Genomic DNA, 15770 nt, shown 5'->3' with positions numbered 1-15770 from the left:
GTCCAGTGCCGGCCGGCACGCAGATTACGAACTTGGGGAGATCCCGCCGTGACCGAGCCCCACTCCGAGTCCGCCTCCGAGTCGCTCTCCGCGAACACCGCCGACGTCATCGTCGTCGGCGCGGGGCCGGCCGGCTCCACGACCGCGTACTACCTCGCCAAGGCCGGACTCGACGTTCTCCTGCTGGAGAAGACCGAGTTCCCGCGTGAGAAGGTCTGCGGCGACGGCCTCACCCCGCGCGCCACCAAGCAGCTCGTGGCCATGGGCATCGACATCTCCGAGGAGGCCGGCTGGCTGCGCAACAAGGGCCTGCGGATCATCGGCGGCGGGGTGCGGCTCCAGCTCGACTGGCCGGATCTCGCCTCCTTCCCCGACTACGGACTCGTCCGCAAGCGCGACGACTTCGACGAGCAGCTCGCCCGCCAGGCCCAGAAGGCCGGGGCCCGGCTGTACGAGCGCTGCAACGTCGGCGCCCCGATCGTCGACGACCGCACCGGCCGGATCATCGGCGTGCACGCCAAGCTGGGCGAGGAGAAGCGCGAAGTCACCTTCCGCGCCCCGCTGGTGGTCGCCGCCGACGGCAACTCCACCCGGCTGTCGCTGGCGATGGGCCTGCACCGCCGCGAGGACCGGCCGATGGGCGTCGCGGTCCGCACCTACTTCACCTCCCCGCGCCACGACGACGACTACCTCGAGTCCTGGCTGGAGCTGTGGGACCGCCGCGGCCCCGGCGAGGACCGCCTCCTGCCGGGCTACGGCTGGATCTTCGGCATGGGCGACGGCACGAGCAACGTCGGCCTCGGTGTCCTCAACACCTCCGACTCCTTCAAGGAGCTCGACTGGCGCGAGGTCCTCAAGGCCTGGTGCGCGTCGATGCCGGAGGACTGGGGCTACACCCCCGAAAACATGACCGGCCCGATCCGCGGCGCCGCCCTGCCCATGGCCTTCAACCGCAAGCCCCACTACACCAAGGGCCTGTTGCTCGTCGGCGACGCCGGCGGCCTGGTGAACCCCTTCAACGGGGAGGGCATCGCCTACGCCATGGAGTCCGGGCAGATCGCCGCCGAGGTCATCGTCCAGGCGCACGCCCGCGCCACCCCCGCCCAGCGCGAACTGGCCCTGCGGCGGTACCCGCAGATCCTCGCCGACACCTACGGCGGCTACTACACGCTCGGCCGTGCCTTCGTGAAGCTCATCGGCAACCCGAAGGTCATGAAGATCGCCACGCAGCGCGGGCTGACCCACCCGATGCTGATGAAGTTCACCCTGAAGATGCTCGCCAACCTGACCGACCCCACGGGCGGCGACGCGATGGACCGCATCATCAACGGTCTGAGCAAGGTGGCCCCGAAGGCCTGACGGCGTCCGGGGACGACGCGAAGGGCCGCTGCCCCCGAGCGGCTGCGGCCCTTACGCGTGAGAGGTGCGGGGTGCGGTCAGAGCACCCGCACCGCGCCGGTCGGCGGGTCGTACGACAGAGGACGCTCGACCACGCCCGTGGACGGGTTCTGCGCGCCGACGAACATGCCGTCGCCGACGTAGACCGCCACGTGGTACGCGCTGCCCCGGCCACCCCAGTACAGGATGTCGCCCGGCTGCAGATTGTCCAGCGAGACCTGGGTGCCCTGCATCGACTGGTCCTGCGAGACGCGCGGCAGGTCGATGCCGACCTGGCGGAAGGCGGCCTGCACCAGGCCCGAGCAGTCCCACGAGTTGGGGCCGGTGCCACCGGAGACGTAGGCGTCGCCGATCTGCGCCTTCACGAAGGCGATGACGGCCGCGGCCGAACCGGTCGCGGTCGACGTGCTGGTGGAGCTGCTGCCGGTGGACGTGGCGAGCACGGTCCGCCCGGCATTGCGGGAGGCGGCCTCCGCGGCGGCCACACGGGCCTCCTCCGCCTTCTTCTTCGCCGCTGCCTTCTTGGCGGCGGCGAGGTCCTTCGCGGCCTCCTTGGCCGCCGCGGCGGCGGCCGCGTCGCGCTCGGCCTCGAGCTGGTAGTTCGCGGCGGCCTGCTGCGTCGCCTGGGCGGACTGCGCCACCTGGGCGGCCAGGTCGCCCGTGAACACGGGCAGTTCGAGCGTCTGGGTCACCGGCTCGGCGGCGCTGGCCGATCCGGCCGCCGTGGCGACCGCCAGCGTGCCGAGGACACCACTGGCGACTCCGGCCCGCATCGCGATGTTCGACGCGCTGCGGCGGGGCTTCCGGTGGCTGCGTATGTGAGCGGTGTGGGACATGAGTCCAACCGGTATCAGGGGCTCCTCCATACCTTCAAGAAACGTGTGCTGCGCCACATTTGTTCAACGCGAGCCCCAAATACCCTGCGCGCCACTCTTTATTGACGCCGTAACGGACATTGTGGACAAGGGTGTTCAGGCCTGTGATCATGGCCTTTCGTTGTTACGTCCGAATTGCCCTCGACCTACCATCGGTGAGGATCGTTGGCCAAGCCCGGTTCTCATGGGTCTCTCATCGATGTGGCGGAGGTCACGGAACGGTCACCGGAATGACCGCGTCACGCGCGTAGATCACCTTCGTCCCGCTCGTGAACGCGTGCACGCGTCCACACCTCGCCCCGCACCTCCCTCCGATGTGTGAACGCGGCGCTCTATCAAGCCCGGACGTCCATCGCCAATTTGCATGCAAGGGAAGTCTCTTGATATAGAGACGCCCCTTGCGGCCTGCGGCGACGAGCGCACATGTCACTTCTTGTGATCACTCTGGCGCTTCCCGTACGAAGATCGCCGCCGATATGACTTCATGATCCTTCGTCAGGTGGTGGAGATCACAAAGCTTGTGCAATACCCCGTGTCGCAGATCACAGAGCGGCGGGCATAGGATGCGTGGCAGTTGGGCTTGTGACCTGCTTCACATGTTCGCGATCTTCGTTGGGACACGCGGGGTTCGTGGGATGCGTGAGGCGGATGTGAGCCCAGTGCCATCGCCAGCAGTCAGTGCCGACTGAGAGGAGCGAGGAGCGGTGAACGCCTATGCGCCCATCCTCGTACTGGGAGCCCTCGGGGCAGGCTTTGCGATCTTCTCCGTGGTCATGGCCACGCTGATCGGGCCTAAGCGGTACAACCGCGCCAAGCTCGAGGCCTACGAGTGCGGAATCGAGCCGACCCCCACGCCGGCCGGCGGCGGGCGCTTCCCCATCAAGTACTACCTGACGGCGATGCTCTTCATCGTCTTCGACATCGAGATCGTCTTCCTCTACCCCTGGGCCGTCACCTTCGACGCCCTGGGTGTCTTCGGGCTCGTGGAGATGCTGCTCTTCGTGCTCACCGTCTTCGTCGCCTACGCGTACGTCTGGCGGCGCGGCGGCCTGGAATGGGACTGAGGGGCCTTTAGTCATGGGACTCGAAGAAAAGCTGCCGAGCGGTTTCCTGCTGACCACCGTCGAACAGGCCGCGGGCTGGGTGCGCAAGGCATCCGTCTTCCCCGCCACCTTCGGCCTCGCGTGCTGTGCCATCGAGATGATGACCACCGGCGCGGGCCGCTACGACCTGGCCCGCTTCGGCATGGAGGTCTTCCGCGGCTCACCCCGCCAGGCGGACCTCATGATCGTCGCCGGCCGGGTGAGCCAGAAGATGGCGCCGGTGCTGCGGCAGGTCTACGACCAGATGCCGAACCCGAAGTGGGTCATCTCCATGGGCGTGTGCGCGTCCTCGGGCGGCATGTTCAACAACTACGCGATCGTCCAGGGCGTCGACCACATCGTCCCCGTCGACATCTACCTCCCCGGCTGTCCGCCGCGCCCCGAGATGCTGATGGACGCGATCCTCAAGCTCCATCACAAGATCCAGAACTCCAAGCTGGGCGTGAACGCGGAGGAAGCGGCCCGCGAGGCGGAGGAGGCGGCGCTCAAGGCCCTGCCCACGATCGAGATGAAGGGGCTGCTGCGGTGAGCGACGCGAACGGCACCGGCGGTGCGCCGGACGGCGTGAACCCCGAGAAGGACCTCTCCGCCTCCAACCTCCCCGGCCAGCGAGGCCAGGGCGGCGAGGAGGTCCGCGTCCAGCGCGGGATGTTCGGCGCCGACAACGGCGGCGACACCTCCGGCTACGGCGGCCTGGTCCGCTCCGTCCGCCTCCCGGGCGCCGCCGCCCGGCCCTACGGCGGCTGGTTCGACGAGGTCGCCGACGAACTCGAGGGCGCCCTGGAGGAACAGGGACTGGTCCCCGAGAACGCGATCGAGAAGACGGTCGTCGACCGCGGCGAGCTCACCTTCCACATCGAGCGCGAACACCTGCTGCGCGTCGCCCGCACCCTGCGCGACGACCCGGCCCTGCGCTTCGAGCTCTGCACCGGGGTGAGCGGTGTCCACTACCCGAACGACAAGGGCCGCGAGCTGCACGCCGTCTACCACCTGCGCTCGATCACCCACAACCGGCTGATCCGCCTGGAGGTCAGCGCTCCCGACGCCGAGCCGCGCATTCCGTCCCTGGTCCCGGTCTATCCGACCAACGACTGGCACGAGCGCGAGACCTACGACTTCTTCGGGATCGTCTTCGACGGTCACCCGGCCCTGACGCGGATCATGATGCCGGACGACTGGCAGGGCCATCCGCAGCGCAAGGACTACCCCCTCGGCGGCATCCCCGTCGAGTACAAGGGCGCCCAGATCCCGGCTCCGGACCAGCGGAGGTCGTACTCGTGAGCACGTCGCACGCTTCTCCCCGCGAGACCACCGAGGGCACCGTCTACACGGTCACCGGTGGCGACTGGGACGAGATCGTCCAGTCCGCGGCCCGCGCCGACGACGAGCGCATCGTCGTCAACATGGGCCCCCAGCACCCCTCCACCCACGGAGTGCTCCGTCTGATCCTGGAGATCGAGGGCGAGACGGTCACCGAGGCCCGCTGCGGCATCGGCTACCTCCACACCGGCATCGAGAAGAACCTCGAGTACCGCACGTGGACCCAGGGCACCACGTTCGTGACGCGCATGGACTACCTGACGTCCTTCTTCAACGAGACCGCCTACTGTCTCGGCGTCGAGAAGCTCCTCGGCATCGAGGACCAGATCACCGAACGCGCCAAGATCATCCGGGTGCTCCTGATGGAGCTGAACCGCATGTCCTCCCACCTGGTGTGCATCGCCACCGGCGGCATGGAGCTCGGCGCCACCACGATCATGATCTACGGGTTCCGCGACCGGGAGATGATCCTCGACATCTACGAGCTCATCACCGGCCTCAGGATGAACCACGCGTACATCCGCCCCGGCGGACTCGCCCAGGACCTGCCGCCCGGCGCGGTGGACCAGATCCGCGAGTTCGTGAAGAAGATGAAGAAGAACCTCCCCGAGTACGACAAGCTCGCCACCGGGAACCCCATCTTCAAGGCCCGTATGCAGGACGTCGGCTACCTCGACCTGGCCGGCTGCATGGCCCTCGGCGCCACCGGCCCGATCCTGCGCTCCACCGGCCTGCCCCACGACCTGCGCAAGGCGCAGCCGTACTGCGACTACGAGACGTACGACTTCGACGTCCCGACCGCGGACTCCTGCGACTCCTACGGCCGCTTCCTCATCCGCCTGGAGGAGATGCGCCAGTCGCTGAGGATCGTCGAGCAGTGCCTGGACCGGCTCGAGCCCGGCCCCGTCATGGTCGGCGACAAGAAGATCGCCTGGCCCGCCCAGCTCGCCCTGGGTCCGGACGGCCTCGGCAACTCCCTCGACCACATCAAGAAGATCATGGGCACCTCCATGGAGGCCCTGATCCACCACTTCAAGCTGGTGACCGAGGGCTTCCGCGTCCCGCCCGGACAGGCGTACGCGACGGTCGAGTCACCCAAGGGCGAACTCGGGGTGCACGTCGTCTCCGACGGAGGCACCCGCCCCTACCGGGTCCACTTCCGCGACCCGTCCTTCACCAATCTGCAGGCGATGGCGGCGATGTGCGAGGGCGGCCAGGTCGCCGACGTGATCGTCGCCGTCGCGTCCATCGACCCCGTGATGGGAGGCGTCGACCGGTGACCACCTCTTCTTCCGAGCGGGGCGTCAGCCTGGGCATGCCCGAATTGCCCGCGCCCGCCTACCCGGACGACGTCCGGGCCCGGCTGGAGGCGGACGCGCGCGAGATCGTCGCGCGCTACCCCGACTCCCGGTCCGCGCTCCTGCCGTTGCTGCATCTTGTGCAGTCGGAGGAGGGACACGTCACGCGCACCGGGATGCGGTTCTGCGCGGACGTCCTCGGCCTGACCACGGCCGAGGTCACCGCGGTCGCCACCTTCTACACCATGTACCGCCGCCGCGAGAGCGGCGACTACCAGGTGGGCGTCTGCACCAACACCCTCTGCGCGGTGATGGGCGGCGACGCGATCTTCGAGGCGCTCCAGGAGTACCTCGGCGTCGGCAACGGAGAGACCACCGACGACGGAAAGATCACCCTGGAGCACATCGAGTGCAACGCGGCCTGCGACTTCGCGCCGGTCGTGATGGTCAACTGGGAGTTCTTCGACAACCAGACCGTGCAGAGCGCCAAGCGCCTGGTGGACGACCTGCGGGGCGGAGCCACCGTGTCGCCCACGCGCGGGGCGCCGCTGTGCACCTTCAAGGACACCGCGCGGATTCTGGCCGGCTTCCCCGACGAGCGGCCGGGGGCCGTCGAGGCGAGCGGCAGTGCGGGACCGGCGTCGCTGGTGGGCCTTCGCCTGGCAAGGGGAGAGGCCGCACCCGCGCGCGTGGTCCATCCACGGGACGGCGGCCCGTACGACGAGCCGCAGGACAGGCCGGTGCACGAGCCCTCGCCGGCCGAGCACCTCAGTTCACATGACGCGCCACAGGACACGTCGGCCTCCGACCCCGCCCACCCGGCAGGGCCTGCCGCCGAGGAGGGGGAGGGATGACCTTGGCACCCGAGCTGAAAGGCAGCAGCCCCGAGAAGCTGCTCGCACCCGTGCTGTCGGCCTTCTGGGACGAGGAGAGGTCCTGGTCACTGGACGTCTACCGAAGGCACGAGGGGTACGAGGGACTCCGCAAGGCGCTCGCCATGTCCCCCGACGAAGTGATCGCGTACGTCAAGGACTCCGGTCTGCGCGGGCGCGGCGGCGCGGGATTCCCGACGGGGATGAAATGGCAGTTCATCCCCCAGGGGGATGGAAAGCCGCACTATCTAGTTGTCAACGCCGACGAATCGGAGCCGGGTACCTGCAAGGACATCCCGCTCCTCTTCGCGAACCCGCACAGCCTCATCGAGGGCATCGTGATCGCGTGCTACGCCATCAGGTCGTCGCATGCCTTCATCTATCTGCGGGGTGAAGTCGTCCCCGTTCTGCGGCGGTTGCACGAGGCCGTGCGCGAGGCCCGCGCGGCGGGCTACCTCGGCGAGAACATCCTGGGCAGCGGCCTCGACCTCGAACTCACCGTGCACGCCGGCGCCGGCGCGTACATCTGCGGTGAGGAGACCGCGCTGCTCGACTCGCTCGAAGGCCGCCGTGGTCAACCGCGGCTGCGCCCTCCTTTCCCTGCGGTCGCGGGCCTCTACGCGTGCCCGACTGTGGTGAACAACGTCGAGTCGATCGCGTCGGTTCCCGCGATCCTGCACCGAGGCAAAGAATGGTTCAGGGCGATGGGAAGCGAGAAGTCCCCGGGCTTCACGCTCTACTCGCTCAGCGGCCATGTCGCCCGCCCCGGCCAGTACGAGGCCCCGCTCGGCATCACCCTCCGCCAGCTCCTGGAGATGAGCGGCGGCATGCGACCGGGCCACCGCCTGAAGTTCTGGACGCCGGGCGGCTCCTCGACCCCGATGTTCACCGACGAGCACCTCGACGTCCCTCTGGACTACGAAGGAGTGGGTGCCGCGGGTTCCATGCTCGGCACCAAAGCACTCCAGTGCTTCGACGAGACGACGTGCGTGGTGCGCGCCGTCACCCGCTGGACCGAGTTCTACGCCCACGAGTCCTGCGGCAAGTGCACCCCCTGCCGCGAAGGCACGTACTGGCTCGTGCAGTTGCTCCGTGACATCGAGGCGGGCAAGGGTGCGCTCTCCGACCTCGACAAGCTGAACGACATCGCCGACAACATCAACGGCAAGTCGTTCTGCGCCCTCGGCGACGGCGCCGCCTCGCCGATCTTCTCCTCGCTCAAGTACTTCCGCGAGGAGTACGAGCAGCACATCACCGGCCGGGGCTGCCCCTTCGACCCGGCGAAGTCGACGGCCTGGGCCGACCGCCCGGAGGTGAACGCATGACCGTGACCACCAGCGCTCCCACGGGAGGGGGAGAGGCGGCGGTCCCGCCGGAGGATCTCGTCACGCTGACGATCGACGGAGCCGAGATCAGCGTGCCCAAGGGCACCCTGGTCATCCGGGCCGCCGAACAGCTCGGTATCGAGATCCCCCGCTTCTGCGACCACCCCCTCCTCGACCCGGCCGGCGCCTGCCGCCAGTGCATCGTCGAGGTCGAGGGCCAGCGCAAGCCGATGGCGTCCTGCACCATCACCTGCACGGACGGGATGGTGGTGAAGACCCACCTCACCTCGCCCGTGGCGGAGAAGGCGCAGCACGGCGTGATGGAGCTGCTCCTCATCAACCACCCGCTGGACTGCCCGGTCTGCGACAAGGGCGGCGAGTGCCCCCTGCAGAACCAGGCGATGTCCCACGGCCAGGCCGAGTCCCGGTTCGAGGGCCGCAAGCGGACGTACGAGAAGCCGGTCCCGATCTCGACCCAGGTGCTGCTCGACCGCGAGCGGTGCGTGCTGTGCGCCCGCTGCACCCGGTTCTCCAACCAGGTCGCGGGCGACCCGATGATCGAGCTGATCGAGCGGGGCGCGCTGCAGCAGGTCGGCACCGGCGAGGGCGACCCGTTCGAGTCGTACTTCTCCGGCAACACCATCCAGATCTGCCCGGTCGGCGCGCTGACCTCGGCGGCGTACCGCTTCCGCTCCCGCCCGTTCGACCTGGTCTCCTCGCATTCGGTGTGCGAGCACTGCTCCGGCGGCTGTGCCACCCGCACCGACCACCGGCGCGGCAAGGTCATGCGGCGTCTGGCGGCCCCGGACCCCGAGGTCAACGAGGAGTGGATCTGCGACAAGGGGCGCTTCGGGTTCCGGTACGCGCAGCAGCGCGACCGCCTGGAGACGCCCCTGGTGCGCAACGCCGAGGGCGAGCTGGAACCGGCGTCCTGGCCGGAGGCGCTCCAGATCGCCGCGCAGGGGCTGCTCGCCTCGCGCGGCCGGACCGGCGTCCTGACCGGCGGCCGGCTCACCGTCGAGGACGCGTACGCGTACAGCAAGTTCGCGCGCGTGGCGCTCGACACCAACGACATCGACTTCCGCGCGCGCGTGCACAGCGCCGAGGAGGCCGACTTCCTGGCGGCCCGGGTCGCCGGCCGCGGCCGTGACCTCGACGGTACGGGCGTCACGTACGCCTCGCTGGAGAAGGCGCCCGCCGTCCTGCTGGTCGGCTTCGAGTCGGAGGAGGAGGCGCCCGGCGTCTTCCTGCGGCTGCGCAAGGCGTGGCGCAAGCACGGGCAGCAGGTGTTCTCGCTGGCCACGCACGCCACCCGGGGCCTGGAGAAGGCGGGCGGCACCCTGCTGCCGGCCGCTCCGGGCACCGAGACCGAGTGGCTGGACGCGCTGGCCGGCGGGGTCGGCCTGGAGGAGGACGGCGGCAAGGCCGCCGAGGCGCTCCGCGGCGAGGGCGCGGTGATCGTCGTGGGGGAGCGGCTGGCGAGTGTGCCCGGCGGTCTGACGGCCGCCGTACGGGCCGCCGACGCCACCGGGGCCTCGCTGGTGTGGATCCCGCGCCGGGCTGGGGAGCGGGGCGCGATCGAGGCGGGTGCGCTGCCCTCGCTGCTGCCGGGCGGGCGTCCGGCGACCGACCCGCGCGCACGTGAGGAGGTCGCGGCCGCCTGGGGTCTCGCCGAGCTCCCGCACCGGCACGGCAGGGACACCGGCCAGATCATCGAGGACGCCGTCTCCGGGGCGCTGCAGGCCCTGCTCGTCGCGGGGGTGGAGGTCGCCGACCTGCCCGATCCGCCGCGCGCGCGTGAGGCGCTCGCCGAGGCCGGGTTCGTGGTGTCGCTGGAGCTGCGGCCCAGCGAGGTCACCCGGCTCGCCGATGTCGTGCTGCCGGTGGCCGCGGTCGCCGAGAAGCCGGGCGCGTTCCTCAACTGGGAGGGCCGGGTCCGCTTCTTCGAGGCCGCGCTCAAGCCCGACCAGATGACCCGCCGCTCGGCCCCGTCCGACGCGCGCGTGCTCCAGATGCTCGCCGACGCCATGGACGTCCACCTGGGCCTGCCGGACCTGCGCACCACGCGCGCGGAGCTGGACCGGCTCGGCGCCTGGGACGGGCCGCGCGCCACCGAACCCCGGGAGACCGCCGGCGTCCTGCCGAGGCCCGCCGCGGGCGAGGCGGTGCTCGCCGGACACCGGCTGCTGCTGGACCAGGGGCGGCTGCAGGACGGCGACGAGGCGCTCGCCGGCACACGGCACGCGGCACGCGCACGCGTGTCGGCGGCGACGGCCGCGGAGGCCGGGGTGAAGGACGGCGACGTCCTCGCCGTGACCGGCCCGCGGGGTGTCGTCGCACTCCCGCTGCAGGTCACCGAGATGCCCGACCGGGTGGTGTGGCTCCCGCTGAACTCCGCCGGCGGCGGCGTCGCCTCCGACACCGGGGCCCGGCCCGGGTCCCTCGTCCGCATCGGTCCGGCGACGCCCGCCGCCGAGGCCCCCCAGGAGGTGGAGGCATGAGCCCGTACTTCGCCGCTGAAGACCTCTCGATGTTCGGCCGCGACCCCTGGTGGCTGGTCGTCGTCAAGGCGGTGTTCTGCTTCGCCTTCCTGATGGTGACGGTGCTGTTCTCCATCGTCTGGGAGCGCAAGGTCGTCGCCTGGATGCAGCTGCGCATCGGCCCCAACCGGCACGGCCCCTGGGGCATGCTCCAGTCGCTGGCCGACGGCATCAAGCTGATGCTGAAGGAAGACCTCATCGTCAAGCGCGCCGACAAGGTGGTCTACGTCCTGGCGCCGATCGTCGCGGCCATCCCGGCCTTCATGGCGATCGCGGTGATCCCCTTCGGCCCCGCGGACAACGAGATCTCGATCTTCGGCCAGCGCACCACGATGCAGCTCACCGACCTGCCGATCGCGATGCTGTACATCCTCGCCGTCGCCTCGGTCGGCATCTACGGCATCGTCCTGGCGGGCTGGAGCTCCGGATCCACCTATCCGCTCCTGGGCGGTCTGCGCTCGTGCGCGCAGATGATCTCGTACGAGATCGCCATGGGTGCCGCGTTCGCCTCGGTGTTCCTCTACTCCGGGTCGATGTCGACGTCGACGATCGTCGAGCAGCAGACGGACCGCTGGTACATCATCCTGCTGCCGGTCTCGTTCATCCTCTACATCGTCACCATGGTCGGTGAGACGAACCGCGCCCCCTTCGACATGCCGGAGTCCGAGGGCGACCTGGTCGGCGGCTTCAACACCGAGTACTCGTCGATCAAGTTCGCGATGTTCATGCTCGCCGAGTACGTCAACATGGTGACCGTCTCGGCCGTGGCCACCACGCTCTTCCTGGGCGGCTGGCGGGCCCCCTGGCCGATCAGCGGCTTCTGGGAGGGCGCGAACCACGGCTGGTGGCCGATGCTCTGGTTCGTCGTCAAGGTCCAGCTGCTGCTGTTCTTCTTCATCTGGCTGCGCGGCACGCTCCCGCGCGTGCGCTACGACCAGCTGATGAAGCTCGGCTGGAAGGTCCTCATCCCGGTGTCGGTGACCTGGCTGATGCTCGTCGCGACCGTCCGGACCCTGCGCAACGAGAACTACGACTTCGCCGAGATCGCCCTCTACGTCGGCGGCGGTGTCCTGACCCTGCTGCTGCTCTCCTTCGTCGTGGACATGTTCCGCGGCGGCGCGAAGGCGGCCCAGGCCCCCGCCGAGCCCGCCGGTTTCGACCCGATGGCGGGCGGATTCCCCGTACCGCCGCTGCCCGGACAGGAGCTTCCCGCGGTGCCCCGGCGCCGTCCGCGCAGGGAGCGGGAGCTGATTGTCAGTGGCGGGTCGGATACTGTCAGTGACGGATCACTGGATGGAAAGGAGGCGTCCGATGGCTGAGGAGCCGAAGGAGACCGGGCAGACGAACCCCGGCTTCCAGAACCCCGTGGCCGGCTTCGGCGTGACCTTCAAGGCCATGTTCAAGAAGCGGCTGACCGAGCAGTACCCGGAGCAGAAGAAGACCACCGCCCCGCGGTTCCACGGACGGCACCAGCTCAACCGCCATCCGGACGGTCTGGAGAAGTGCGTCGGCTGCGAGCTGTGCGCCTGGGCCTGCCCCGCCGACGCGATCTACGTCGAGGGCGCGGACAACACCGACGAGGAGCGCTACTCGCCGGGCGAGCGGTACGGGCGCGTGTACCAGATCAACTACGCCCGCTGCATCCTGTGCGGCCTGTGCATCGAGGCCTGCCCCACGCGCGCGCTCACGATGACGAACGAGTTCGAGCTCGCCGACTCCAGCCGCGCCAACCTGATCTACACCAAGGAGCAGCTGCTGGCCGGCCTCGAGGACGGCATGGTCGACTCGCCGCACGCGATCTACCCGGGGACCGACGAGCAGGACTACTACCGGGGCCTGGTGACCGAGGCCGCGCCCGGCACCGAGCGCCAGGTGGCCGTCTCCCAGGGCGAGGTCCCGCAGGAGGCCGCCTCCACCTTCGGCGAGGGCGAGCCGGCCTCGGAGGAGGTGACCCGCCGATGAGCGCACAGCTCGCCGCCTACTCCACCTCCACCGGAGAGGCGTTCCAGTTCTGGGTCCTCGGCACCGTCGCCGTGATCGGCGCCCTGTGCACGGTCTTCATGAGGAGGGCCGTCCACAGTGCGCTCTGCCTCGCCGGCACCATGATCGTCCTGGCGGTCTTCTACCTCGCCAACGGGGCCTACTTCCTGGGCATCGTGCAGATCGTCGTCTACACCGGCGCCATCATGATGCTGTTCCTGTTCGTGGTGATGCTCGTCGGCGTCACCGCGGCGGACTCCCTGAAGGAGACCATCAAGGGGCAGCGCTGGCTGGCCCTGGTGTGCGGCCTCGGCTTCGGCGTCCTGCTGGTCGGCGGCATCGGCCACGCCTCCCTGACGCAGTTCACCGGCCTCTCCCAGGCCAACGCGAACGGCAATGTGGAGGGCCTCGCCGCCCTCATCTTCACCAAGTACGTCTTCGCCTTCGAGATCACCGGCGCCCTGCTGATCACGGCCGCCGTCGGCGCCATGGTGCTCACCCACCGCGAGCGCACCGAGCGCGCGAAGACCCAGCGCGAGCTGGCCGAACAGCGCGTCCGCGAAGGCAAGCACGTCCCGCCGCTGCCCGCGCCCGGCGTGTACGCCCGGCACAACGCCGTGGACGTCGCGGGCCTGCTGCCCGACGGCACCCCGTCGGACCTCACGGTCAGCAGCACCCTGCGCGAACGCGGCCAGATCCGCGACGTGTCCACCCAGGCGCTCAGCGACCTCAAGGCGCTGGAACAGCGCGCTGAGGACCGGCTGGAGCGCGGCGGGAGCGAGCCGCCGCACCTGGAGCGCAACTCCCGGCGGATCGAGGAGGCGTCGAAGTGAACCCCGTCAACTACCTCTACCTCGCCGCCCTGCTGTTCACGATCGGCGCGACCGGCGTGCTGATCAGGCGCAACGCGATCGTCGTGTTCATGTGCATCGAGCTGATGCTCAACGCCTGCAACCTCGCGTTCGTCACCTTCTCCCGGATGCACGGCAACCTCGACGGCCAGATCATCGCCTTCTTCACGATGGTCGTCGCCGCAGCGGAGGTCGTGGTGGGACTCGCGATCATCGTGTCGCTGTTCCGTTCCCGCCACACGGCCTCGGTCGACGACGCCAGCCTGATGAAGCTGTAAGGGGTCGGAAGAATCGTGGAGAACCTGATCGCGCTGCTGATCGCGGCGCCCCTGCTCGGAGCGGCCGTCCTCCTGGTCGGCGGCCGCCGGCTCGACGCCGTCGGCCACTGGATCGGCACGCTCCTCGCGGCCGTCTCCTTCGTGTTCGGTGTCGTCCTCTTCGCTGACCTGCTCAGCAGGAGCACCGACGACCGGACGCTCACCCAGCACCTGTTCACGTGGATCCCGGTCGAGGGCTTCCAGGCGGACGTCGCCTTCCGCCTCGACCAGCTGTCGATGACGTTCGTGCTGCTGATCACGGGCGTCGGCTCGCTGATCCACGTGTACTCGGTCGGGTACATGGAGCACGACGAGCGGCGCCGCCGCTTCTTCGGCTACCTCAACCTCTTCCTCGCGGCGATGCTGCTGCTCGTCCTCGCCGACAACTACCTGCTGCTGTACGTCGGCTGGGAGGGCGTCGGTCTCGCCTCCTACCTGCTCATCGGCTTCTGGCAGCACAAGCCCAGCGCGGCCACCGCGGCGAAGAAGGCCTTCCTGGTCAACCGCGTCGGCGACATGGGCCTGTCGATCGCCATCATGCTGATGTTCACCACCTTCGGGACCTTCGCCTTCGGGCCGCTGCTCGGCTCCGAGGGGGAGCCGGGTGCCGCGGGCGACGCGAGCGAGGGCAGGCTGACCGCCATCGCCCTGATGCTGCTCCTCGCGGCCTGCGGCAAGTCCGCCCAGGTACCGCTGCAGTCCTGGCTCGGGGACGCCATGGAGGGCCCGACGCCGGTCTCCGCCCTCATCCACGCGGCGACGATGGTGACCGCGGGCGTCTATCTGATCGTCCGCTCCGCGGCCGTCTTCAACGGCGCGCCCGACGCCCAGCTCGTCGTCACCGTCGTCGGAGCGGTCACGCTCCTCTTCGGTGCGATCGTCGGTTGCGCGAAGGACGACATCAAGAAGGCCCTGGCCGGCTCCACCATGTCGCAGATCGGCTACATGGTGCTGGCCGCCGGCCTCGGCCCGATCGGCTACGTCTTCGCGATCATGCACCTGGTGACGCACGGCTTCTTCAAGGCCGGGCTCTTCCTCGGCGCCGGCTCGGTGATGCACGGCATGAACGACGAGGTCGACATGCGCAGGTACGGCGGCCTGCGGAAGTACATGCCGGTCACCTTCGCCACCTTCGGCCTCGGCTACCTCGCCATCATCGGCTTCCCGGGCCTGTCCGGCTTCTTCTCCAAGGACAAGATCATCGAGGCGGCGTTCGCCAAGGGTGGCACCGAGGGCTGGATCCTCGGCGGCTGCGCCCTCCTCGGCGCGGCCCTCACCGCGTTCTACATGACGCGCGTGATGCTGATGACGTTCTTCGGTGAGAAGCGCTGGCAGCCCGACGCCGAGGGCCATGAGCCGCACCCGCACGAGTCGCCCAGGATCATGACGATCCCGATGGTCGTGCTGGCCGTCGGATCGGTCTTCGCGGGCGGGTTCTTCAGCATCGGCGACCGCTTCCTGCACTGGCTCGAACCCGTCACCGGGCACAGCGAGGGCGACTCCCCGCTCAGCGCGGCGACGGTCACCGGAGCGACCATGGTCTGCCTGGTCATCGGCGTCGCCGTCGCCTGGGCCCAGTACGGCCGCCGCCCGGTCCCGGCCGTCGCCCCGCGCGGGTCGCTGCTCACCCGGGCCGCCCGCCGCGACCTGCTGCAGGACGACTTCAACCACGTCGTCCTGGTCCGCGGCGGCGAGCACCTCACCCGCTCCCTGGTCTACGTCGACCACACCCTGGTCGACGGAGTCGTCAACGGCACGGCGGCCTCGGTCGGCGGCCTCTCCGGACGGCTGCGCCGACTGCAGAACGGCTTCGCGCGGTCGTACGCGGTCTCGATGTTCGGCGGTGCGGCGCTCCTCGTCGCCGCGACCCTGCTGATGAGGGCGGTCTGAT

Annotated in this window: 14 protein-coding genes; 13 read left to right on the top strand and 1 reads right to left on the bottom strand. The window is 69.5% G+C overall.

Annotation, left to right across the window (positions count from 1 at the left end; translation table 11 throughout):
* Positions 1-48: 48 nt before the first annotated feature.
* Entirely contained in the window at positions 49-1359 is a 1311-nt protein-coding gene (locus U5640_RS18580; RefSeq protein WP_340376878.1) for a geranylgeranyl reductase family protein, read from the top strand.
* Positions 1360-1436: 77 nt separating this feature from the next.
* Here the strand turns inward: U5640_RS18580 and U5640_RS18575 are convergent, their stop codons facing one another.
* Positions 1437-2234 (bottom strand): C40 family peptidase, encoded by a 798-nt coding sequence (locus U5640_RS18575; RefSeq protein ID WP_340376877.1) that lies wholly within the window; start codon positions 2232-2234, stop codon positions 1437-1439.
* A 743-nt stretch (positions 2235-2977) separates the two neighbouring features.
* Here U5640_RS18575 and U5640_RS18570 point away from each other — a divergent pair.
* From U5640_RS18570 to nuoL, 12 genes are read left to right on the top strand one after another with little or no spacing between them, the layout of a single operon-like run.
* Entirely contained in the window at positions 2978-3337 is a 360-nt protein-coding gene (locus U5640_RS18570) for an NADH-quinone oxidoreductase subunit A (protein ID WP_007383963.1), read from the top strand.
* Positions 3338-3350: 13 nt separating this feature from the next.
* Positions 3351-3905 carry an NADH-quinone oxidoreductase subunit B gene (locus tag U5640_RS18565; protein ID WP_055635348.1) on the top strand — a complete coding sequence of 185 codons (555 nt, stop codon included), beginning with the start codon at positions 3351-3353 and terminating at the stop codon, positions 3903-3905.
* Positions 3902-4657, top strand: a complete 756-nt coding sequence (locus U5640_RS18560) for an NADH-quinone oxidoreductase subunit C (protein WP_340376876.1) — start codon at positions 3902-3904, stop codon at positions 4655-4657. Before U5640_RS18565 ends, U5640_RS18560 begins: the two co-directional genes overlap by 4 nt.
* Positions 4654-5976 (top strand): NADH-quinone oxidoreductase subunit D, encoded by a 1323-nt coding sequence (locus tag U5640_RS18555; RefSeq protein WP_340376875.1) that lies wholly within the window; start codon positions 4654-4656, stop codon positions 5974-5976. The genes U5640_RS18560 and U5640_RS18555 overlap by 4 nt, the downstream gene beginning before the upstream one ends.
* The gene (nuoE, locus tag U5640_RS18550) at positions 5973-6848 is read left to right on the top strand and encodes an NADH-quinone oxidoreductase subunit NuoE (protein WP_067249420.1); all 876 of its coding nucleotides are present in this window, start codon (positions 5973-5975) and stop codon (positions 6846-6848) included. Before U5640_RS18555 ends, nuoE begins: the two co-directional genes overlap by 4 nt.
* Entirely contained in the window at positions 6845-8191 is a 1347-nt protein-coding gene (gene nuoF / locus U5640_RS18545; protein WP_340376874.1) for an NADH-quinone oxidoreductase subunit NuoF, read from the top strand. The genes nuoE and nuoF overlap by 4 nt, the downstream gene beginning before the upstream one ends.
* Positions 8188-10692 (top strand): NADH-quinone oxidoreductase subunit G, encoded by a 2505-nt coding sequence (locus tag U5640_RS18540; RefSeq protein WP_340376873.1) that lies wholly within the window; start codon positions 8188-8190, stop codon positions 10690-10692. The genes nuoF and U5640_RS18540 overlap by 4 nt, the downstream gene beginning before the upstream one ends.
* Positions 10689-12050 carry an NADH-quinone oxidoreductase subunit NuoH gene (gene nuoH, locus U5640_RS18535; protein ID WP_340376872.1) on the top strand — a complete coding sequence of 454 codons (1362 nt, stop codon included), beginning with the start codon at positions 10689-10691 and terminating at the stop codon, positions 12048-12050. Before U5640_RS18540 ends, nuoH begins: the two co-directional genes overlap by 4 nt.
* Positions 12043-12693 (top strand): NADH-quinone oxidoreductase subunit NuoI, encoded by a 651-nt coding sequence (nuoI, locus tag U5640_RS18530; RefSeq protein WP_340376871.1) that lies wholly within the window; start codon positions 12043-12045, stop codon positions 12691-12693. Before nuoH ends, nuoI begins: the two co-directional genes overlap by 8 nt.
* On the top strand, positions 12690-13544 hold the full coding sequence (locus U5640_RS18525) for an NADH-quinone oxidoreductase subunit J (RefSeq protein ID WP_340376870.1): 855 nt from the start codon (positions 12690-12692) through the stop codon (positions 13542-13544). The genes nuoI and U5640_RS18525 overlap by 4 nt, the downstream gene beginning before the upstream one ends.
* Complete coding sequence (gene nuoK / locus U5640_RS18520) at positions 13541-13840, top strand: NADH-quinone oxidoreductase subunit NuoK (RefSeq protein WP_067249406.1); 300 nt, start codon at positions 13541-13543, stop codon at positions 13838-13840. The genes U5640_RS18525 and nuoK overlap by 4 nt, the downstream gene beginning before the upstream one ends.
* A gap of 15 nt (positions 13841-13855) precedes the next feature.
* On the top strand, positions 13856-15769 hold the full coding sequence (gene nuoL / locus U5640_RS18515; protein WP_340376869.1) for an NADH-quinone oxidoreductase subunit L: 1914 nt from the start codon (positions 13856-13858) through the stop codon (positions 15767-15769).
* The last annotated feature ends 1 nt before the right edge of the window (position 15770 follow it).

Origin of the sequence: Streptomyces sp. SS7 (genome assembly GCF_037993025.1) — a bacterium.
Classification (GTDB): domain Bacteria; phylum Actinomycetota; class Actinomycetes; order Streptomycetales; family Streptomycetaceae; genus Streptomyces.
This window is presented reverse-complemented; position numbering and strand designations above follow the sequence as displayed.